Raw genomic sequence first — 21,298 nt, 5'->3', positions numbered from 1 at the left:
CTTGTCCTTTTGTTTCCCGTCATTTCCCGTTCCTGGCCAGCCGCTTTTCCAGCCGCAGGCTGTAGCGCGACATGGCGTAGCAGAAGGCGAAATAGATGGCGGCAATAAACAGGTAGGCCTCGATCTTGAATGGCCGCCAGTTCGGGTCAGAACCCAGCGCGAGCGACAGCGCGCCCGTGAGTTCGTAGAGCGAGACGATGGTGACCAGCGAGGTGTCCTTGAACAGCGAGATGAAGTTGTTCACGATGCTGGGCACCACCGCACCCAGCGCCTGCGGCAAGATGATCTTGCGCTGGGCCTGCCAATAGCTCAGGCCCATGCTGGCGGCTGCTTCCGCCTGGCCGCGGCCCACCGTCTGCAGGCCGCCGCGAATGATCTCGGCCATATAGGCCGCGGCAAACAGCGTGATGCCGACAATCACGCGAACCAGCACATCGGGCGACTTTCCCACCGGCAAAAACAGCGGCAGCATAAAAGACGCCATGAACAGCACCGAGATCAGCGGCACGCCGCGCACCAGTTCAACGTAAACCACACACAGCGAGCGTATCGCCGGCATGTCCGAACGCCGGCCCAGCGCCACCAGCACGGCGATCGGGAAAGCCAGCACCATGGAGATCACGCTCAGCATCAGGGTCAGCGGCAGGCCGCCCCAGACATCGGTCGGTACTTTTTCAAGGCCTGCCACACCGCCGCCCATCAGCACAAAAAACAGCGCCAGCCCTGCCGTCCAGATGAGGGCCAGTGAAGGTTTCCAGAAACGCGTGCTACAACTGGCCAGCACCGGTGCCATCAGCGCAAAGGTGGCTAGTACGGGTCGCCATTGTTCGGTCTGGGGGTAGCGGCCCAGCAAGATGAAGCGGGCTTTTTCGTTGATCACGCCCCAGCAGGCGCCGAGCCCGCGTGCGGCCTGGCAACGGTCTGCATCCGGCGCAAACACAGCATTCACCAGGCCCCAGCTGAAGCCTTTCACCACCAGCCAGGCGAACAAGGCCATCAGCAGCAGCGACAGCAAGGTGTTGGGCACGCTGGAGAAAAGATTGCGGCGCAGGCTTGCCATGGCGCCTGCGGTGTGGACCGGCGCGGGCCTGGGCGGAATGGGCTGAAAAGTCTCAAGCATGGCTTAACGCTCTTTGATCGCCGCACGGCGGTTGAACCAGTTCATCAAGGCGGAGGTGATGAGCGACAGCACCAAATAAACCCCCATGATGATGACAATGCACTCGACGGCGCGGCCGGACTGGTTCAGGGAGGTGTTGGCAATCGAGACCAGTTCGGGGTAACCCACGGCGACGGCCAATGAGGAATTTTTGGTCAGGTTCAGGTACTGGTTGGTCAGCGGCGGGATGATCAGGCGCAGCGCCTGCGGCAGCACGATCAGGCGCATGGAGCGCGCGCGCGACAGGCCGATCGACGCGCCGGCTTCATGCTGGCCCTTGGGGACCGAGGCAATGCCGGCCCGCACGACCTCGGCAATAAACGCGGCGGTGTAGAGCACCAGGCCCAGCAGCACGGCCATGAACTCGGGGCTGAGCGCGCTGCCGCCTTCGACCTGCATTTCACCGGCCACAGGTAACTGGAACTGCAGATGCCCATGCTCCCAAGTGAGCGCCGGGAACGAGAGCCCGTTCTTGCTCAGGAAGATGGCCTTGCCAATGCTTAAGGCTTCACTCGATGGCGGCAGGTATTCGATAAAGAGCAGGTACCACATCAGCAATTGCAGCAGCAGCGGAATATTGCGAAACAGTTCGACGTAGCCATAACTCAAACCCCGCAGCAGCGCATTGCGCGAAAAGCGGGCGATGCCCAGCAGCGTTCCCAGCAGCGTGGCCAGTACGCAGCCGATCAGCGCCACGCGCAGGGTGTTGACGATGCCGACCAGAAAGGCTTTCCAGTAGGGGCTGGTCGCGTCGTAGCCTAGCCAGCCTTCACCGATGTCAAAACCGGCCGGCTGCCAAAGAAAATCAAAACCGCTCTGGATGCCGCGCAGCCGCATATTCGCCAGCGTGTTGCTGACCAGCAGCCAGCCCAGCAGCACGATCACGAATACGGCCAGTACCTGGTAGGCCACGCTGCGCGCCTTTCGGCCGCGCCATGAAAAATGCCGCGTTGCCGCAGGGGCAGGGCGCGGCGGGATCAAGGGGGCTGAGGGCTCGGGCATCAGCGCACGGGCGGCGCGTACATCAGGCCGCCTTGCGACCAGAGCTTGTTGCTGCCGCGCGGCAGGCCCAGCGGGCTTTTGGGGCCGACGTTGCGTTCAAAGATCTCGCCATAGTTGCCGCCGGCCTTGACGGCGCGCGCCAGCCAGTCCTTGTCCAGGCCCAGCAGCTTGCCGGTGTCTTCCGTGGTGCCCAGCAGTCGGCCGATATTGGGGTCCTTGCTGTCTTTTTGCAGTGCATCGACGTTGGCTTGCGTCACGCCGTATTCCTCGGCCTCGATCAGGCCAAACACCACCCATTTGGCAATCGCAAAAAACTCGTCATCACCGCGGCGCACGGCCGGGCTCAAGGGCTCCTTGGAAATCAGTTCGGGCAGCACGACATGTTCTGCCGGGGTCTTGGCTTCCTTGTTGCGGATGGAGGCCAGGCCCGAGGCGTCGGTGGTGTAAGCCTGGCAGCGGCCGGAGAAATAAGCCGCGTTGGCGGCATCGAATTTTTCAAACACCACGGGTTTGATGCTGAGCTGGTGGATGCGTGAAAACTCGGAGAGGTTTTTTTCCGTGGTGGTGCCCGACTGCACACACACGGTGGCGTTTTTCAGCTGCTTGGCGCTTTTGACCTTGCTTTTCGCCGGCACCATGAAACCCTGGCCGTCGTAATAAGTGGTCCCTGTGAAGACCAGGCCCAGCGAGGTATCACGCGTCAGTGTCCAGCTGGTGTTGCGCGAGAGGATGTCGACCTCGCCGGATTGCAAGGCGGCAAAACGCTGCTGCGAGACCAGCGGCACCCATTTGACCTTGTTGGCGTCGCCCAGCACGCTGGCGGCAATCGCCCGGCAGATGTCGACGTCCAGGCCTGACCATTTGCCCGCGCTGTCGGCCTGCGAAAAACCGGCCACACCGCTGCTCACGCCGCAGACCAGCTGGCCACGTGCCTTGATGGCATCCAGCGTTTTGCCGGCGTGGGCCGGTGCCGTCAGGGCCGCCAGGCTCAAGAGGGAACAGGTGGCGAGAAAGGGTTTTTTAAAGAGGTTCAGCATGCGGGTCTCCGGAAATTGAGCGTCATTATCAGGCGTGTGGCCTCGAAGCATGTTCGCACAAAGCGGCGGGTGCGAGCCGGGGACGGCGTCGGCCGTCGCGCTTAATCGCCCATCACCCGGCCTTCGCGGCGCGGGTCGGCGCCGCCGAACCAGCCCGTGGCTGTGCGCTGGATGCCTTGCAGGCCGCTGGTCAGGGCCTGCTCGCGGACCTCGTGGCCGCGGGCGCGCAAGGCGGCTGTCGTTGCGGCGGGAAAACGGTTTTCTTCCAGCAGGGCCGGACCGTTGAGGGTGCCGAAGTTCGGCAGGTCGATGGCCTGCTGCACGTTCAGCTCCCAGTTGAAGACGCCGTACAGCGTTTTGGCCGTGTAGTGAATGATCAGCGCGCCGCCCGGGCTGCCGGCACTCATGATCAGTTGGCCGCTGGCCTTGTCAAACACCAGCGTAGGCGCCATCGACGATTGCGGCCGTTTGCCGGGCTGCACGCGGTTGGCCACCGGCCGGCCTTGCGCGTCGGTGGGCGCGTAGCTGAAATCGGTCAGCTGGTTGTTCAGCAAAAAGCCCCGCACCATCTGGCGTGCGCCGAACTGGTTCTCGACGGTGGTTGTCATGGCCAGGGCGTTGCCGTAGGCATCGACGATGCTGATGTGTGAGGTGCCGTACTCGGGTTGCGCGGCCATGGGCGCATACGCGGCCTGCACGCCGCCGGGTGTGCCGGCAGGGGCGATTTTCATGCGCTGGCCGCCGGGCTGTTGGGCGATCAGCCTGGCGCGCTCCGTCAGGTAGCTCGGCGCCAGCAAGCTCATCCAGCTGCCGCCGGGCGGCTGCACGAAGTCGGGGTCGGCGATGTATTGGGCACGGTCGGCAAAGGCCAGGCGGGCCGCCTCGGTGTACAGATGCAGCCAGTCGGCCGATGGCGCGGGCTGGCCACTTGTGTCGGTGGCCAGCGGCAGGCTGGCCGCCCGTGTGTGGTTCAGCAGGCCCAGGATTTGCCCGATGGCGATGGCGCCCGAACTGGGCGGCGGCATGCCGCAGATGCGGTAGTCCCTGGCCTGCGCGCGGTAGTCGTGGCACAGCGGTTCGCGTTTTTTGGCCGGGTAACCCGCCAGGTCGCTGAGCGCCAGCTTGCCGGGATTGCTGGGGTGGCCTTGCACCTTGCGCACGATGTCTTGCGCCACCTCGCCTTCGAGCAGTCCCTTGGCGCCTTGGGCGGCGATTTTTTTCAGCACCTCGGCCAGCGCGGGGTTGCGCAGCATCGTGCCGACAGGCTTGGGCTCGCCCTTGGGTTGATAGAAATAGGCGGCAGCCACTAGATCCTGTTTCAGGTAACGGTCGTTCTTGAGCAGGGTGTGCAGGCGCGCGCTGATCGGAAAACCTTCTTCGGCAAGGCGGATGGCCGGTGCCAGCAGTTGCGCCCAGGGCAACTTGCCGTGTTGGCTGTGCGCCATCTCCAGCATACGGACCGCGCCCGGCACACCGACCGCCCGGCCGCCGACCACACCTTCGTAAAAGGCGATGGGCCGGCCATCGGCCCCGAGAAACAGTTTGTCGTCGACGGCGGCGGGGGCGGTTTCGCGGCCGTCAAAGGCCTCGACCGTTTTGCCGTCGTGGTGCAGCAGGAAGGCGCCGCCGCCAATGCCGCTCGATTGCGGCTCGACCAGGCTCAGCACCATTTGCACGGCCACGGCGGCGTCGACCGCCGTGCCACCGGCCTTGAGCACCTGGTAGCCGGCGTCGGTGGCCAGCGGGTTGGCGGCCGCCACGGCAAACCGTGTGCTCGCCCAGCCGGGTTGGGCGGTGTAGCCTGACGCGGCTTCGGGTTGCTCGGGCGTGTTGGTACTGAAAGGCGGGGCCGATGTACAGCCCGCGAGCAGCAGGGCAGCGGCCAGGGGCCGGGCGAAGCGTGGGAAGGCTGGCAGGGTCAGGAGGCGAGGGTTTGTCATGGATGTTCCGGGGAGCATGGCATGTTAAACCCGCGCAAGCCGGCAAAAACTTGACGGGGCAGGCGTCGCCAGCGGATCGCCTTCACCATGAAAAAGGCCGATCTGGCTGGGTTAACAGTCAAATCGGCCTCTAGTCCTTAATGGACGGGCGCAAGCAGCTACTGATTCAGTAGCGTCTGCGCCTTGGGTTTTCTTAACGTGGCGCCAGGCGGATCGCGCCGTCCAGGCGGATCACTTCGCCGTTGAGCATGTCGTTTTCAAAAATATGCTGGGCCAGCTTGGCGTAGTCCTGCGGCGTGCCCAGGCGTGAAGGGAAGGGGACCGACGCGGCCAGCGAATCCTGCACTTCCTGCGGCATGCCAAACATCATGGGTGTGCCGAAGATGCCGGGGGCAATCGTCATGTTGCGTATGCCGTTACGAGCCAGGTCGCGCGCGATCGGCAAGGTCATGCCAACAATGCCGCCCTTGGACGCGCTGTAGGCGGCCTGGCCGATCTGGCCGTCGTAAGCCGCGACCGAGGCGGTGGAGATCATCACACCACGCTCGCCGGTGGCTTCGGGTTCGTTTTTGCACATGGCCTCGGACGCCAGGCGGATCATGTTGAAGCTGCCGATCAGGTTGACGGTGATGGTTTTGCTGAACACGGCCAGGTTGTGGGCGCCGTTTTTACCGACGGTTTTTTCCGCCGGCGCAATGCCGGCACAGTTGACCAGGCCCATGAGCTTGCCCATGGACACGGCCTGGGTCACCACCGCCTGGCCGTCGACCTCCTGGCTGACGTCGCATTTGACAAAAGCGCCGCCGATGTCCTTGGCGATGGCTTCGCCTTTTTCAACCTGCATGTCGGCAATCACGACCTTGCCGCCTTTGGCCGCCAGCATGCGTGCCGTGCCTTCGCCGAGGCCGGATGCGCCGCCGGTGACGATGAATACTTTGCCTGCGATGTCCATTGGGTGTCCTTGGAAGAGTAAAGAGGAAGTGACTTTTGGTTGACGTGAACGTCAACGTCAGAGGGGATTATCGCGCATAAAAAAAGCCCGGCGGACCGGGCTTTGCAAGAGCTGAGTGGGTCAATGGGCTCTCACATGGCGCCCATCGAGGGCGCCATGTTTGCCAGCCGCTGCGCTGGTCGATCCCGCTGCGCGGGGCCCTCGCCCTTCGCTTCGCGTCTTACTTATAACCCACCCGGTCCAGCATCTGCTGCACCTTGGTCTGGTTTTTCGCGATCACGCCGAGCGGGATGTTTTCCTGCTTGAAGCTGGCGCCGCCCATGGCGACAATCGCCGGATTGCTGGCGCTCACGCCTTTGGCGGCCGGAAATTCGTTGTTGCCATTGGCGAAGTAGTCTTGCGCAAACGGGCTGGCGAGGAATTCCATGAACTTGACCGCGTTGTCTGTGTTTTTCGCATGTTTGGCCATGGCGGCGCCGGCGATGTTCACGTGGGTACCGGCCGTGGCCTGGTTGGGGAACATGACCTTGACCTTTTGCATGACGGCTTTGTCCTCAGCCTTGTCGGACTTGATCAGGCGTGCCACGTAGTAGCTGTTGGTCAGCACCACGCCGCATTCGCCGGAGGCCACGGCCTTGACCTGGTCGGTGTCGCCGCCCTTGGGGGCACGCGCCATGTTGGCCACCAGGCCCTTGAGCCAGGCTTCACCTTTGACGTCGCCCAGGCGTTCAACCACGGTGCTGAACAGCGACAGGTTGTAAGGGTGCGAGCCGGAACGTGTGCAGAGCAAACCCTTGAGCTTGGGGTCGGCGAGTTTTTCGTAGCTGTCCACATCGCTGGCCTTGACACGGGCCGGATCGAAAACAATGACGCGGGCGCGGGTGGAGAAACCGGTCCAGGTCACGCCCTCAGGCGTGGCGGCGGCGCGCAGGTTGGCCGGGATGGCGGCGTCCAGCACCTTGGACTTGAAGGGCCGGAACAGGCCCTGGGCGTCGGCCGAAGCCAGCCTGGCGGCGTCGACCAGCAAAATCACGTCGGCCGGGGAGGCCGCGCCTTCGGCTTTCAGGCGCGCCAGAATGCCGGCGTCGTCGGCGTCCACGCGGTTGATCTTGATGCCGGTGATGCGGGTAAAGGCTTCGTACATGCCTTCATCGGTCTGGTAATGGCGTGCAGAATACAGGTTGACGACCTGTTCTTGCGCACTGGCTCCGCCTGCTGCGCCCAGCAGGGTGGCGGTGGCCAGGGCCATGGCGGCCAATGAAGATGTAGTTTTAAACATGAGGCAACAGTCCGTGAAGCTAGTGATGTGTGAGATTTTAATACAAACGCGAATTATTCTTAATCGTTTTATGGGTATTCGAGGAAGGGGTCTGTTGGCGTTGTCCGGCGCGCTGTTGATGGCCGGTTGTGCGACCCAGGGTCCGGGTCTGCCTGCGGCCACACCGGCCGTGCAGGTTCAGTTGCCCACGTCCAAACCTGTGAAGATCGGCCTGGCCCTGGGCGGCGGCGCCGCCCGCGGCTTCGCCCATGTGGGCGTGATTGCGGTGCTGGAAGAGGCCGGCCTGAAACCGTCGGTGGTCGTCGGTACCTCGGCCGGCAGCCTGGTGGCAGCCCTGTACGCCAGCGGCAAAAGCAGCGCGCAGTTGCAGCAGACGGCACTGAACATGGAAGAGGTCGCCATCACCGACTGGATGTTGCCGATTTTCGGGCGCGGCATGTTTCGCGGCGAGGCGCTGAGCCGTTATGTCAACGACTTGCTGGGGGGCCGGACCATCGAAAACATGGTGATCCCGCTGGGCATTGTGGCGACCGACCTGAACAGCGGCCAGGCCGTGTTGTTCCAGCGCGGCGACACCGGTAGCGCGGTGCGCGCTTCCAGCGCCGTGCCGGCGGTGTTTGTGCCGGTCAAGATCAATGGGCGCGAGTATGTGGACGGGGGCCTGGTGTCGCCGGTGCCGGTGCGTTTTGCGCGGCAAATGGGGGCTGACCTGGTGATTGCAGTCGACATCTCCAGCCCGCCCGAGGCGAACCCGGCCAGCGGGACGCTGCAAATCCTGCTGCAAACCTTTGCCATCATGGGCAAAAGCATCAACCAGTACGAACTTAAGGACGCCGACCTGGTGGTATCGCCCTCACAAGTGGGCCTGAAAAGCGCCGATTTTTCGGCCCGCCAGCGCGCCATCGACGCCGGCCGGGCAGCGATGTTGGCGGCGCTGCCGGCGCTCAAGGCCAGGCTGGAAGCCCTGCAGGCCCGCTAGCGCTCCGTTACTTGCTCTGTTATTGATAGCTTCTTGCGCCCGTCCTTTCTGGGCTAGAGGCTTATTTCATCAAAAATTCTGAGGCTTGGGCAGGCGGGCGTTGCGGCTTTGGAGCGGCCAAAAAAAAGCCCGATCTTGCAATCGGGCTTTAAGGGGTCCGTGAAACTGAATTTCTGGAAGGACCCGAGGAGACAACTTGTTGGAACTGGGTTCCGATAAGGGATTATCGGGACCCAACGCCTGAATGTTTAGGGTTTGTGCTCCAGCCAAAACGCCAATGCGACGCTGGCTGGCAAACCCGGTATGAATCAGCTGGCGGGCTTTGCCAGCTAATTCAAGCCCTGTAATTAACGCTTTTTGGCAGCGGTCTTGGAAGCGTTCACAGCAGTGTTGGTCACGGCGGTGAAGTTGGCTTCGGCCATCTCGGTGGCTTGTTTGACGGCTTTTTGCATGGATTCGACAGCGTTGTTGGCAGCAGCCACGGCGCTTTTCATCACAGCCACGGCGGTTTCGGAACCGGCCGGTGCGTTTTTGGAAGCGCTGTCCACCAGGCCCATGAGTTTGGCTTGGGCTTCGGCGGCCTGGCCTTCAATCGACTTGCCGACTTCAGCACCGGTGGCGGTGGCGATGTCGTACAGGTGACGGCTGTAGGCAGCGGTTTTTTCAGCCAGGGGCTGGAACAGGCCGGCTTGCAGGGCCAACAGTTCTTGTGCGTCTTTCACACCCAGCAGGGATTGTGTGTGGTTGGCGGTTTCAGCCAGGGCCGCTTTGGAAGCCTGGACATTGAGTTCCACCAGTTTTTCAACACCTTCAAAAGCCTTGCTGGTCAGACCAAACAGGGTCTCGATGTTGGCTTTGTGGGAAGCAATAATTTGTTCAGCGGTCAACATATTCAAATCTCCAATATATAAATGGGGTTTAACAATTTCAACTAGTTGCGCTGCTGGACAATTTGCTGGCTCATTTGTCAATTGCTGCACTGCAACATAATTTGAAGTATAGGGATTGGCCAAACGATTGCAAGTGATTTTTGCTGCAGTGCAGCATTTTAGGGGTCAAGCTCTAGCTTCAAAGGGGGCATGCGGGTGTTCTTGATCCGGACACAATGCAGTCTCAGGGACGTCACCCGCGGTTTCCCCTCTGTTTTTCTACCTGCTCACGACCTTGCAAGCCTTTTACGCCGATCACTTTGTCCTGCCTTTGCCGGACGGCCACCGCTTTCCGATGGTCAAGTACCAGCGCCTGCGCGACCGCGTGGCGCAGGAGTTGCCGCGGGTGCAAATGGGTGTGGCGCCGCGCGCCAGCGACGGCGAACTGGCGCTGGCGCATGAGCCGGCTTATATCCAGGCGGTGGCGAACGGCACCTTGAGCCCGGCGGCCGTGCGCGAGATCGGGTTTCCGTGGAGCCCCGAGATGGTCGAGCGTTCACGCCGTTCGGCCGGTGCCACGATTGCCGCGGCACGCGCGGCGCTGGGGCTGCAAGGCCGTGTCCAAGGCCTGGCGGCCAACCTGGCCGGCGGCACGCATCACGCGTCGGCGGGCAAAGGTGGCGGCTTTTGTGTTTTTAACGATGCGGCCGTGGCGGCCCGCCTGATGCAGGCAGAGTGGGGGCGCAGCCATCAGCAGCCGTTACGGGTCGCGGTCATCGACCTGGATGTGCACCAGGGCAACGGCACGGCGAGTATTTTCAGCAGCGACCCCAGTGTTTTCACGCTGTCTATCCATGGCCAAAAGAATTTTCCCTTCCGCAAGGAGGCCAGCGACCTGGACGTGGACCTGCCCGACGGCTGCACCGATGCCGCCTACCTGCAAGCGCTGGAACATGCACTGGACGAACTCGACCAGCGTTTCTCCCCCGGCCTGGTGATTTACCTGGCCGGCGCCGACCCGTTTGAAGGGGACAGGCTGGGCCGGCTCAGCCTGAGCTTCGATGGGCTGGAAGCCCGGGACCGGCGTGTTTTCGACTGGGCCTGGCACAAGCGTATTCCCATGGCGTTTGCCATGGCCGGTGGTTATGGCGTGGATATCGACGAGACCGTGCAGGTGCAGGTCAACACTTACCGCGTGGCGCTGGACTATTGGCAGCGTTGGAACGGATAGTGCCCCCACGCTTGTCACTTCGTGTGCTTCGCCCCCCCCGAGGGGGCTAATTTTCCTAGGGGCGGCCCGTCGGAAAATTGTCAAAATCCCAGCGTGGTCGTGTTCATAACCCGCGCTGGCAAAATAGGTCCTCATGAGCTCACCGACACGTCCCCAAGCCGAAGCCCGCAGCGCCTACAAGATCTTTCGCCCCATCGCCACGCGCTGGTCCGACAACGACGTGTATGGCCACGTCAACAACGTCGTTTATTACAGCTGGTTCGACACCGCGGTGAATGGTTATCTGATTGATTCTGGCGCGATCGATATCCATGCCGGCAAGGTGATCGGGCTGGTGGTGGAGACCCAGTGCCATTATTTTTCGCCGCTGGCTTTTCCTGATCCGGTGCTGGCCGGCATCCGCGTCGCCCATGTGGGCTCGTCCAGTGTGCGTTACGAGGTCGGCCTGTTTTCCGGCCGCGCCGGTGACCCGGCGGCGGAACTCACGGCCGCCAAGGGCCATTTCATCCATGTGTATGTGGACCGGCAGACCCGCCGGCCTGTGCCTTTGCCGCCCCAATTGCTGACTGTATTGGAGACCTTGAAGTGACCGAACCCTTGAACGCGGTAGATGCCGCCATCCACAGCCGCATGTCGACACGTGCTTTCCTGCCAACACCGGTGCCGCGCGACACGCTGGCGCATCTGCTGGCCATCGCCAGTCGCGCGCCCTCCGGTACCAACACCCAGCCCTGGAAGGTTTATGTGTTGCAGGGCGCCAGTCGCGACAGTCTGGCCGACAAGGTCTGTGCCGCCCATGACGCAATCCGCGCCAACCCGGAACTGGCGGCGCAGTACCAGGAAGAATATGCCTACTACCCGGAAAAATGGGTGTCGCCCTATATCGACCGGCGCCGTGAGAATGGCTGGGGCTTGTACGGCCTGTTAGGCATAGGCAAGGGCGACAAGGACAAGATGCATGCCCAGCATCACCGCAACTACCAGTTTTTTGATGCGCCCGTGGGCCTGATGTTCACGCTGGACCGCGTGATGGGTCGCGGCAGCCTGGTGGACTACGGCATGTTCCTGCAAAACATCATGGTGGCCGCACGTGGCCATGGCTTGCACACCTGTCCACAGGCCGCCTGGAACGGGTTTGCCAACATCATCCTGCCGCACGTGGGCGCAGGAGAACATGAAATGCTGGTCTGCGGCATGGCGCTGGGTTATGCCGACGACAGCGCCCTGGTCAACAGCTATCACACGCCGCGCGTCAGCCCGCAGGGCTTCACCACCTGGCTGGATTGAAGGGCCCCCACGCTTGCCACGGTGTGTGCTGCGCTGTCCCCAGAGAGGGCTGTTTCACCTTGGGGCAGCCAGGCGCGACATACCTTAAGGCTTACCGGCCTGTCGCTGCATGGACGGGCCTGCTTGCGGGTAAAGTCAGGGGTTCGCGCAAACAGCGCTTCCCCTTATTTTTTTGGAAAGACACGGCTATGACCAACCTCATCACATCTCCCTCCGGCCTGCAATACGAAGACACCGTCTTAGGCACGGGCGCCATCGCCAAGGCCGGCCAGAACGTCAAGGTGCATTACACCGGCTGGTTGTACAACGACGGCGTGCAGGGCGCCAAGTTCGATTCCAGCAAGGACCGCGGCCAGCCGTTCGAGTTTTCGTTGGGTGCCGGCCAGGTGATCAAGGGCTGGGACGAAGGCGTGCAGGGCATGTCGGTGGGCGGCACCCGTCGCCTGGTGATTCCGGCGGCTTTGGGTTATGGCGCGCGCGGCGCCGGCGGCGTGATTCCTCCGAACGCCACCTTGCTGTTTGAAGTGGATTTCCTGGGGACCTGATTTTTTCGTAAGAACTGCATTGCCCAGCGCCACCTGGCTTCCTCATGATCATCACCAGCCTGCTTGATACCGACCTTTACAAGTTCACCATGATGCAGGCTGTCCTGCATCAGTTTCCCGCGGCGGAGGTCGAGTACAAGTTCAAGTGTCGCAACGCGGGTGCCCCCGGCATTGCGCCGCTGGCACCGTTTGTGAATGAGATCCGTGAGGAGATTCGTGGGCTTTGCAGCTTGCGTTTTCAGGATGCCGAGCTGGCTTACCTGAAAGGCCTGCGCTTCATCAAAAGTGACTTTGTTGATTTTCTGGGCATCTTCAAGCTCAATGAAAAATATGTGGATGTCATGGCCTTGCCTAGCGGCGAGATCGAGGTCTCCATCAAGGGGCCGTGGCTGCATACCATCCCGTTTGAGATTCCGGTGCTGGCCATCATCAACGAGGTCTACTTTCGCAACACCCACAAAAAACCAGACCTGAGCCAGGGTCGCGAGCGTTTGAACGCCAAGATCCTGGAACTGCAGGCCGATGGTTTACGTGAACTCAAAATTGCCGATTACGGCACGCGCCGGCGCTTCAGCAAGGCCTGGCACGAAGAGGTCTTGCGCACCTTGATGGCGCGCCTGGGCACGGGGCGCCAGGGCCAGCTTGCTGGCACCAGCAACGTGCTGTTTGCCATGAAGCTGGGCCTGATCCCGCTGGGGACCATGGCGCATGAGTACCTGCAGGCCTGTCAGGCGCTGGGGCCGCGTTTGCGTGACAGCCAGGTGTTTGGTTTTGAGTCCTGGGCCAAGGAGTACCGGGGCGATCTGGGCATTGCCTTGTCGGACGTGTATGGCATGAGTGCTTTCCTGCGCGACTTTGACATGTATTTCTGCAAGCTGTTTGACGGCGCGCGCCACGACAGTGGTGACCCTTTCCAGTGGGGCGAACGCATGCTCGCGCATTATGCGAAGAACCGCGTGGACCCCTTGACCAAGACCCTGATCTTTAGCGACGGCCTGACCATGCCGCGCACCATCGAGCTGTACCAGCAGTTCAAGGGGCGTTGCCTGCTGGCCTTCGGTATTGGTACCAACCTGACCAATGACCTGGGCTATGAGCCGCTGCAGATCGTGATCAAGATGGTTCGTTGCAATGGCCAGCCGGTCGCCAAACTGTCGGACACGCCGTCCAAGAGTATGTGTGAAGACGAAAAATACTTGGCTTACCTGCGCCAGGTTTTTGAAATTGCATGACCAGGGCCCGGACCATCCGGGCGTCCTTCGGTCAATAACAACAACCATGGAGACATCATGAAAATTTCGCGTTGCGGCGCAGCCCTGGCCGGGTTGCTTCTTTTGCCCGGCATCGCCCTGGCGGCCGACTTTGACGGCGGCCAGTTGTCGCCCTTGTGGGGCCTTCCTTTTGCCGGCTTGTTGTTGTCCATCGCCGTCTTGCCTTTGCTGGCCCCGGCGTTCTGGCACCACCATTTCGGCAAGATCTCCGCCGCCTGGACACTGGCCTTTTTCCTGCCGTTCACGCTGACTTTTGGCCCGGCGCTGGCCGGCAGCAGCCTGGTTCATGCCTTGGTCGCCGAATACATCCCCTTCATCATTTTGCTGACGGCCTTGTTCACTGTGGCGGGCGGCATTTTTATACGCGGCAATCTGCACGGCAGCCCCGGCCTGAATACCGGGCTGCTGCTGATTGGTGCGGTCCTCGCCAGTTTCATGGGGACAACCGGTGCCTCCATGTTGATGATTCGCCCCTTGATCCGGGCCAATGACAACCGGCGTCATGGCGCACACATTGTTGTTTTCTTTATTTTTATCGTCTCCAACGTGGGCGGTTCCTTGACCCCGCTGGGCGACCCGCCCTTGTTTCTGGGCTTTTTGAAAGGGATCGATTTTTTCTGGACCGTGAAACACATCTTTCCCGAGACCCTGTTTTTGACTGGCAGTCTGCTGGCCATTTTTTACGTGCTGGACAGCTGGTATTACCGCAAGGAAGGTGTGTTGCCGGTCGACCCGACACCCGATACACCGCGTTTCGGTTTTGATGGCGCTTTCAACTTTTTCTTGCTGGCGGGCGTGGCCGGGCTGGTGCTGCTCAGCGGTTTCTGGAAATCGTCTGTTGTGTTTGACCTGTATGGCACCGACGTTGGCTTGCCGGGCCTGGTGCGCGACGTCGGCCTGGTGGCCATCACCTTGCTGTCGCTGAAGATGACGGCCAACAAGGTCCACAAGGACAACCAGTTTTCCTGGGGGCCGATGGCGGAAGTGGCCAAGCTGTTTGCCGGTATCTTCCTGACCATCATTCCGGTGATCGCCATGCTCAAGGCGGGGCTGAACGGTCCCTTCGGCGCCGTGGTGTCCGCCGTGACCCGACCCGACGGCCAGCCCGATCCGGCCATGTATTTCTGGGCCACCGGGCTGCTGAGTTCCTTTCTCGACAACGCGCCCACTTACCTGGTGTTTTTCAACACGGCCGGGGGTGATGCGCAGACCCTGATGACCACGCTGGCACCGACCTTGGCGGCGATTTCCGCTGGCGCGGTGTTCATGGGGGCCAATACCTACATCGGCAATGCGCCCAACCTGATGGTCAAGGCCATTGCTGAAGACCGCGGCATCAAGATGCCCAGCTTTTTTGGCTACATGGCCTGGTCGGGTGCGGTACTGGTGCCGCTGTTTGTGGTGATGACATTTATCTGGTTCAGGTAAATTCAGACGCCCCCTTTTTCACTCTTCAAAATCAAAGAGACGCCCCATGAGCAAACCGAAAATTCTTGTCGCCCGCGCGATTTTTCCTGAAGTCATCGCCCGCCTGGAGCAGCACTTCGAAGTCGAGCCCAACCTCACCGACGAGTCCTGGTCCAAAGCGCAGATGATCGAAAAGCTCCAGGGCAAGGATGGCGCTTTCACCACGGGCAGCGACCGCATTGATGCCGATGTGCTGGCCGCCTGCCCGAACTTGAAGATTTGCGCCAACATGGCGGTGGGTTACAACAACTTCGATCTCGATGCGATGACCGCAGCCGGGGTGCTGGCCACCAACGCCCCGGATGTGCTGACCGAAACCACCGCGGACTTTGGCTTTGCCCTGCTGATGGCCACCGCCCGCCGGGTGACCGAGAGCGAACATTACCTGCGCGCCGGCAAGTGGAACAAGTGGAGTTATGACATGTTCGCGGGTTCGGACATCCATGGCAGCACGCTGGGCGTGCTCGGCATGGGCCGGATCGGGCAGGGCATTGCCAAGCGTGGTGCGTTCGGCTTTGGCATGACGGTGATTTACCACAACCGCTCGCGCCTGGACGCGGCACTGGAAGCCGAGTGCAAGGCCAGCTACGTCAGCAAAGAGGAACTGCTGAGAACCGCAGACCACGTGGTGCTGGTGCTGCCGTATTCACCGGCCTCGCACCACACCATAGGCGCGGCCGAACTGGCGCTGATGAAACCCACGGCCACGCTGGTCAATATTGCCCGCGGCGGCATTGTGGACGACGCGGCGCTGGCCAAGGCCTTGCGCGACAAGACGATTTCCGCCGCCGGGCTGGACGTGTATGAAGGTGAGCCCAAGGTGCATCCCGATCTGCTGACCGTGCCCAATGTCGTCCTGACGCCGCATATCGCCAGCGCCACGGTGCCGACACGCCTGGCCATGGCCAACCTGGCGGTTGATAATTTGATCGGTTTCTTTAAGGAGAAAAGGCCTCTGACCCCCTTGAACCCTGCGGTACTAGCTACGAAATAAATAGCAAGCATGAATTTTTTGCAAACCTGGCCGCTGCTGCTTCTTTCAGCGCTCACCCTGTTCCTGCTGGTCTGGCTGCTTTTGCGCAAACCGGCAGACAGCGGCCATGCTGAACTGCTGGCCGGCATGGCGGCGGGCCACGACAAGGTCGAGCGTGAACTGCGGCGCGAGATCAGTGAAAATTCGCGCGCCAGCCGCCAGGAATTGGCCACCACCTTTGCCACCTTCCAGCAAACCCTGGTGCAGCAAAGTGCCGAGGCCATCCGCACCCAGAACGCGCAGATCGACGCGTTTTCGCAGCAGCTGACCTTGCTGCAAAAAACGCTGTCCGACACCTTGAGCACGCAGCTGCAATCGGTCAGCGAATCCAATGCACGGCGCATGGGCGAAGTGCGGGAGACGCTGGAAAAGCAACTCGCGCAGCTACAGCAAACCAATTCCGCCAAGCTCGACGAGATGCGCAAGACGGTCGACGAAAAACTGCAAACCACGCTGGAAACCCGTCTGGGTGAAAGCTTCAAGCAGGTGGCCGATCGTCTTGAGCAGGTGCACAAAGGCCTGGGTGAAATGCAGACGCTGGCGCAAGGTGTGGGTGACCTCAAACACTTGCTGACCAACGTCAAGACACGCGGCATTTTTGGCGAGGCGCAACTGTCCGCCTTGCTGGAGCAGGTGTTTACCGTCGATCAATACGCGGCGCAGATTGTCACGCGCCCGGGTGGCAAAAACCCGGTGGACTTTGCCATCAAGCTGCCGGGCCGTTCTGAATCCGGGGAGCCCTTGTGGCTGCCGATTGATGCGAAATTCCCCAGCGCCGACTACGAGGCCTTGCTGGATGCGCAGCAACGCGCCGATGGACCGGCGGCCGACTTGGCGGGCAAGGCGCTGGAGGTGCGGATTCGGCTGGAGGCCAAATCAATCTCTGAAAAATACATTGAACCGCCTTACACCACCGATTTCGCCATCCTGTTTTTGCCGACCGAGGGTTTGTATGCCGAGGTCTTGCGCCGGCCCGGCCTGATGGAGAGCCTGCAACGGGATCACCGGATCACGCTGGCTGGCCCGACCACCTTGCTGGCCATGTTGAACTCCTTGCAGATGGGCTTCAGGACGCTGGCGCTGGAAAAACGCTCCAGCGAAGTCTGGCAGGTGCTGGGTGCGGTCAAGACTGAGTTCGGCAAGTTCGGCGACGTGCTGGCCAAGGTCAAATCGCAGACCGAAACCGTGCTCAACACCCTCAGCAGCGCCGAACAGCGCAGCCGCGTGATGGGCAAGGCCTTGCGCAATGTTGAAGCCTTGCCAGAGACCGAGTCTGCCCGCCTGATTCCGCTGGACAAGGATGGGGACGACAACTGATGTGTTTTTCATGAGCCGTGACGCATGACCCCTGAATTGGCCCGCCTGATTCTGGCGCAGGTCTGTCTGCACGCCTGCATGGCCGGCACACGCATGGCCGCGCCTTTGCTGGCGCTGCGCGAGGGCTACAGCCCGGCGGCGGTGGGTGTGCTGCTGGCCTTGTTTGCCCTGACGCAGGTTTTTCTGGCGCTGCCGGCGGGCCGTTTTGCTGATCGGAATGGCCTCAAACGACCGATTGCTTACAGCGTGATCGCCGCCGTGTTGGGGGCGGGGATGGCCGTGGCTTTTCCGGTGTTTCCGGTCTTGTGCCTGGCCGCGCTGCTCACGGGCGGCGCCACGGGTGTGGCCGTGATCTCATTGCAGCGCCACGTGGGGCGGGCTGCGGAGGGCGCTTTGCAGCTCCGTCAGGTGTTCAGCTGGTTGTCGATTGGGCCGGCCATCTCCAATTTCATCGGGCCTTTCACAGCCGGATTGCTGATTGACCACGCCGGCGCCATGCCCGGCAGTTTGTCCGGCTACCGCGCTGCGTTTTTCCTGATGGCGGTGTTGCCGCTGGCCAGCTGGTTTCTGGTGCGGCACACCCGCGAGTTGCCGCCTGTGGTGCTTGCCGCTGGCAGCGCACCGCCCAAGGCTTGGGACTTGTTGCGCGAGCCCAGTTTTCGGCGCCTGATGCTGGTGAACTGGTTTTTGTCGTCCTGCTGGGATGTCCACACCTTTGTGGTGCCGGTGCTGGGGTTTGAACGCGGCATCAGCGCCTCGGTGATTGGTTCCATCCTGGGTGCATTTGCCATGGCGGCGGCCGCCATCCGCATGGTGATGCCGCTGCTGGCGGCGCACCTGCGCGAGTGGCGGGTGCTGGCCTGCGCCATGCTGATGACCGCCGTGCTGTTTGGCGTTTACCCCTTTATGCGGACGGCGCTGGGCATGGGTGTGTGTTCGGTGCTGCTGGGCTTTGCCCTGGGCACGGTGCAGCCCATGATCATGAGCATGTTGCACCAGATCACCCCCGAGGCCCGCCATGGCGAGGCCCTGGGTCTGCGCCTGATGGCGATCAATGCTTCCAGTGTGCTGATGCCGATGTTGTTCGGCACCATGGGCGCCGTGGTGGGGATTGCCGGTGTGTTCTGGGCCACAGGTGCGCTGGTGGGGGCCGGCTCCCGCGTGGCCTGGCTGCTCAAGGACAAGACCGAACACTCTCCGACAGGTCACCCCTAGGAAAATGCATTTCCTCGGGGGCCGCGTCTGACTAGAGCTTGTAAAAAGTTTTGATGGCGTCCCAGGCGTCTTGGGGCGCGTCGACATACTGGAAAAGCTTCAGGTCCTCGGGCGAGATTGCGCCTTCTTCAACCATCACGTCAAAGTTCAGCAGCCGTTTCCAGTAGTCCGAGCCGAACAGGATGATGGGCACCGGCTTGGCCTTGCCGGTTTGCACCAGGGTGATGACCTCGAACAATTCGTCCAGCGTGCCGAAGCCACCCGGAAAAGCCACCAACGCCTTGGCCCGCATCATGAAATGCATCTTGCGCAGGGCGAAGTAATGAAACTTGAAACTCAGCGAGGGCGTCACATAGGGGTTGGAGTTTTGCTCGTGCGGCAGCGCGATGTTCAGGCCCACGGTGAGGGCGCCCATCTCATGCGCGCCGCGGTTGGCCGCTTCCATGATGCCTGGCCCGCCGCCGGTGCAGATAAACAGCTGGTCTTGCGAGGACCGGGGTTTGCTGTAGGCTGCCACCAGCCGCGCAAAGAGCCGTGCCTGGTCATAGTAGTGGGCATTGCGCACGTGCCGCTCGGCCAGCGCCAAGGCTTGCGCATCATTCGCTTCCTGCGCCTGTTTCAGGGCTTGCTCGGCCTGCTCGGGTGCCGGAAAGCGGGCGCTGCCGAAAACCACCACCGTGTTTTCGATGCCTTGGGCGAGTTGCTCGACGTCCGGCTTGAGCATTTCCAGCTGGAAGCGGATGCCCCGGGTCTCGCGGCGCAGTAAAAATTCAGGGTCGGCAAAGGCCAGACGGTAGGCATTGGACTGCAAGGGGCTGCCATCGTTGGCATAGGCCTGCAGTTCAGCCCAGGCATCGGCCAGGCGGGTTTGTTTCAGGTCTTGGGTGGTTTCCATGGTTGCATTGTGAAGCAAGTTACAGTGCGACCGCGAGCGCCAGCGGGATAAACAGCACGGCCAGGACATTGCCGAGCAGGATCATGGCCGCGACTTTTTCGGGCTCCTGGTAATAACGCTCGGCCAGCAGGTATTGCATGACGGCCGGCGGCAAAGCTGCAAACAGCAACAACTGGCCTTTGACCACGCCCTGGAGATCGAGCATCCACACCAGCGGCAGCGCCACCAGCAAGCCTAGCAGCGGGCGCGCCAGCGCACCCAGCATGCCGATGGCGACGCCGGATCGGGTCAGCGCCGTGAGTCGCACGCCGAGCGCGAACAACATCATCGGCAGCATGGCATCGCCAAGCAGGCGCAGGCCAGAGAGCAACACGTCGGGCGGTCGGAGTTCGGTCAGCGCGCTGGCAAAACCCAGGGCCGTGGCCAGCATCAGCGGGCTGAGCAGCAAGTCCTTGGTGTGGGCGTGGCTGCTGGTGATGCGCGCCCCGACGGAAAAATGCAGCAGGTTGCTGATGGAGAAAAGTGCCACCGCAGCGCCCAGGTTTTCCGGGCCGAAGGCCAGCAGGGCCAGCGGCAGCCCCATGTTGCCGCAGTTGTTGAACATCACCACCGGAACCAGGGTGCGCGGTTGCGCCCCAAAGGCCCGCGCCAGCGGCCAGGCCAGCAGGCCGGTGCCGGCAATCAGCAAGGCGCCGCCGAACAACAGTGGCAGGTGGTGGGTCAGGTGAAAGTCGCGTGAGGCGAGCGCCGAATACACCAGCACCGGGGCCAGCACGTCCAGGGCGATGCGGTTGAAGGTGCTCATGTCCGGCTGGTGCCGGCGCGCATAAAAATAACCGATACCAACGATCAGAAAAACCGGAAGGATGACTTGGGTAATACGCTGCAGGAGGTCCATGAAAATCAGTCTGGCAGGTGAAAAAGCGTCGGTCGGAGGATCGTCCCGATGGGGCCGGGTATAAAAAAAGGCTCCACCAGGGAGCCTTTTTGTCGGGTCTTGCCGGGCAAGACCGGTTTAAACACGTTTGCGGTACTCGCCGGTACGTGTGTCGATTTCAACAACGTCGCCTTGCGCGACAAAAATCGGCACACCGATTTCGAAGCCGGTGGCGATCTTGGCGGGCTTGAGCACCTTGCCGGAGGTATCGCCTTTGACGGCGGGCTCGGTCCAGGTGATTTCGCGCTCGACGCTGGTCGGCAGCTCGACGGAGATGGCTTTGCCGTCATAAAACACGACTTCCAGCTCCATGCCGTCTTGCAGGTAGTTCAGCGAGTCGCCCATGTTTTCGGCTTCGACTTCGTACTGGTTGTAATCGGCGTCCATGCAGATGTACATCGGGTCGGCAAAGTAGGAATAGGTGCAGTCCTTCTTGTCGAGGATGACCTGGTCAATCTTGTCGTCGGCCTTGAAGACCTGTTCGGTACCAAAGCTGCCAATCAGGCTTTTCAGCTTCATGCGCACCGTGGCGGAATTGCGCCCACCGCGGCTGTATTCGGTCTTGAGCACCACCATCGGGTCTTTGCCGTGCATGATGACGTTGCCAGCGCGTATTTCTTGAGCGATTTTCATAACAATTTCTAGTAGAGTGTTGGCCGCCAGTGGGTCTGTGGTGATGCAGGTCCGCGGCAGGGGTGCGGCATTGTCCAAACTGGAAAATGCAAAGCCCTGTATTTTACCGTTATTTTGAGCAGCCCCCAAGCCGGCTTCCGACGGCCTTCGGGTCGGGCAAGCCGGTGCCTGGCTCCCGTGCCTTAAGGCCGGGTTAAGTCTGGCCCCTGCAAGCTCTGGGCTTCGCTGACTCCACGTGCCCGTTTCCGGG

At 61.7% G+C, this 21,298-nt stretch carries 20 protein-coding genes; 10 read left to right on the top strand and 10 right to left on the bottom strand.

What is annotated here, in order from left to right; all coding sequences use genetic code 11:
- Window positions 1-19: 19 nt before the first annotated feature.
- The 6 genes from R6254_RS05675 to R6254_RS05650 form a co-directional block, all read right to left on the bottom strand.
- A complete protein-coding gene (locus tag R6254_RS05675; protein ID WP_318405083.1) occupies window positions 20-1,120 on the bottom strand; it encodes an amino acid ABC transporter permease in 1,101 nt (366 codons plus the stop codon).
- A gap of 3 nt (window positions 1,121-1,123) precedes the next feature.
- Window positions 1,124-2,161 (bottom strand): amino acid ABC transporter permease, encoded by a 1,038-nt coding sequence (locus R6254_RS05670; protein ID WP_412103109.1) that lies wholly within the window; start codon window positions 2,159-2,161, stop codon window positions 1,124-1,126.
- Entirely contained in the window at window positions 2,161-3,198 is a 1,038-nt protein-coding gene (locus R6254_RS05665) for an amino acid ABC transporter substrate-binding protein (RefSeq protein ID WP_318405079.1), read from the bottom strand. The genes R6254_RS05670 and R6254_RS05665 overlap by 1 nt, the downstream gene beginning before the upstream one ends.
- 101 nt (window positions 3,199-3,299) lie before the next feature.
- Window positions 3,300-5,138: a gamma-glutamyltransferase family protein gene (locus R6254_RS05660; RefSeq protein ID WP_318405078.1), complete on the bottom strand. Its 1,839-nt coding sequence runs from the start codon at window positions 5,136-5,138 to the stop codon at window positions 3,300-3,302.
- Window positions 5,139-5,331: 193 nt separating this feature from the next.
- Entirely contained in the window at window positions 5,332-6,090 is a 759-nt protein-coding gene (locus R6254_RS05655) for a 3-hydroxyacyl-CoA dehydrogenase (protein ID WP_318405076.1), read from the bottom strand.
- Window positions 6,091-6,310: 220 nt separating this feature from the next.
- Window positions 6,311-7,369, bottom strand: a complete 1,059-nt coding sequence (locus tag R6254_RS05650; protein ID WP_318405074.1) for an extracellular solute-binding protein — start codon at window positions 7,367-7,369, stop codon at window positions 6,311-6,313.
- Window positions 7,370-7,439: 70 nt separating this feature from the next.
- Here R6254_RS05650 and R6254_RS05645 point away from each other — a divergent pair, with 70 nt between their 5' ends.
- Window positions 7,440-8,348, top strand: coding sequence for a patatin-like phospholipase family protein (locus R6254_RS05645; RefSeq protein ID WP_412103108.1), 909 nt, complete (start codon window positions 7,440-7,442; stop codon window positions 8,346-8,348).
- Window positions 8,349-8,695: 347 nt separating this feature from the next.
- Here the strand turns inward: R6254_RS05645 and R6254_RS05640 are convergent, their stop codons facing one another.
- A complete protein-coding gene (locus tag R6254_RS05640) occupies window positions 8,696-9,238 on the bottom strand; it encodes a phasin family protein (RefSeq protein WP_318405071.1) in 543 nt (180 codons plus the stop codon).
- Window positions 9,239-9,512: 274 nt separating this feature from the next.
- Here R6254_RS05640 and R6254_RS05635 point away from each other — a divergent pair, with 274 nt between their 5' ends.
- From R6254_RS05635 to R6254_RS05595, 9 genes are all read left to right on the top strand, one after another.
- The gene (locus R6254_RS05635) at window positions 9,513-10,448 is read left to right on the top strand and encodes a histone deacetylase family protein (protein WP_318405069.1); all 936 of its coding nucleotides are present in this window, start codon (window positions 9,513-9,515) and stop codon (window positions 10,446-10,448) included.
- A gap of 133 nt (window positions 10,449-10,581) precedes the next feature.
- Window positions 10,582-11,037, top strand: coding sequence for an acyl-CoA thioesterase (locus R6254_RS05630; protein ID WP_318405067.1), 456 nt, complete (start codon window positions 10,582-10,584; stop codon window positions 11,035-11,037).
- A gap of 41 nt (window positions 11,038-11,078) precedes the next feature.
- Window positions 11,079-11,735, top strand: a complete 657-nt coding sequence (locus R6254_RS05625; RefSeq protein WP_318405221.1) for a nitroreductase — start codon at window positions 11,079-11,081, stop codon at window positions 11,733-11,735.
- 188 nt (window positions 11,736-11,923) lie between these two features.
- Window positions 11,924-12,280, top strand: coding sequence for an FKBP-type peptidyl-prolyl cis-trans isomerase (locus R6254_RS05620; protein ID WP_318405065.1), 357 nt, complete (start codon window positions 11,924-11,926; stop codon window positions 12,278-12,280).
- A 44-nt stretch (window positions 12,281-12,324) separates the two neighbouring features.
- Entirely contained in the window at window positions 12,325-13,512 is a 1,188-nt protein-coding gene (gene pncB, locus R6254_RS05615; RefSeq protein ID WP_318405063.1) for a nicotinate phosphoribosyltransferase, read from the top strand.
- A gap of 57 nt (window positions 13,513-13,569) precedes the next feature.
- Window positions 13,570-14,979, top strand: coding sequence for a sodium:proton antiporter (locus R6254_RS05610; protein ID WP_318405062.1), 1,410 nt, complete (start codon window positions 13,570-13,572; stop codon window positions 14,977-14,979).
- Between the two features lie 46 nt (window positions 14,980-15,025).
- Window positions 15,026-16,012, top strand: coding sequence for a 2-hydroxyacid dehydrogenase (locus R6254_RS05605; protein WP_318405061.1), 987 nt, complete (start codon window positions 15,026-15,028; stop codon window positions 16,010-16,012).
- 9 nt (window positions 16,013-16,021) lie between these two features.
- Window positions 16,022-17,368, top strand: a complete 1,347-nt coding sequence (locus R6254_RS05600) for a DNA recombination protein RmuC (protein ID WP_318405060.1) — start codon at window positions 16,022-16,024, stop codon at window positions 17,366-17,368.
- Window positions 17,369-17,392: 24 nt separating this feature from the next.
- The gene (locus R6254_RS05595) at window positions 17,393-18,583 is read left to right on the top strand and encodes an MFS transporter (protein ID WP_318405059.1); all 1,191 of its coding nucleotides are present in this window, start codon (window positions 17,393-17,395) and stop codon (window positions 18,581-18,583) included.
- A gap of 31 nt (window positions 18,584-18,614) precedes the next feature.
- On the opposite strand, the gene R6254_RS05590 is transcribed toward R6254_RS05595, so the two are convergent.
- The 3 genes from R6254_RS05590 to efp all read right to left on the bottom strand — a co-directional run bounded on the left by R6254_RS05590 (window position 18,615) and on the right by efp (window position 21,048).
- Window positions 18,615-19,478 (bottom strand): LOG family protein, encoded by an 864-nt coding sequence (locus tag R6254_RS05590; protein WP_318405056.1) that lies wholly within the window; start codon window positions 19,476-19,478, stop codon window positions 18,615-18,617.
- A 19-nt stretch (window positions 19,479-19,497) separates the two neighbouring features.
- Window positions 19,498-20,376, bottom strand: a complete 879-nt coding sequence (locus R6254_RS05585) for an AEC family transporter (RefSeq protein ID WP_318405054.1) — start codon at window positions 20,374-20,376, stop codon at window positions 19,498-19,500.
- A 117-nt stretch (window positions 20,377-20,493) separates the two neighbouring features.
- Window positions 20,494-21,048: an elongation factor P gene (efp, locus tag R6254_RS05580; protein WP_318405053.1), complete on the bottom strand. Its 555-nt coding sequence runs from the start codon at window positions 21,046-21,048 to the stop codon at window positions 20,494-20,496.
- Between the last annotated feature and the right edge of the window lie 250 nt (window positions 21,049-21,298).

This window comes from Polaromonas potterensis, assembly GCF_033446725.1.
Classification (GTDB): Bacteria; Pseudomonadota; Gammaproteobacteria; order Burkholderiales; family Burkholderiaceae_C; genus Polaromonas.
Note: the sequence above shows the minus strand (reverse complement) of the source record. Positions and strands in the feature narration are given on the sequence as shown.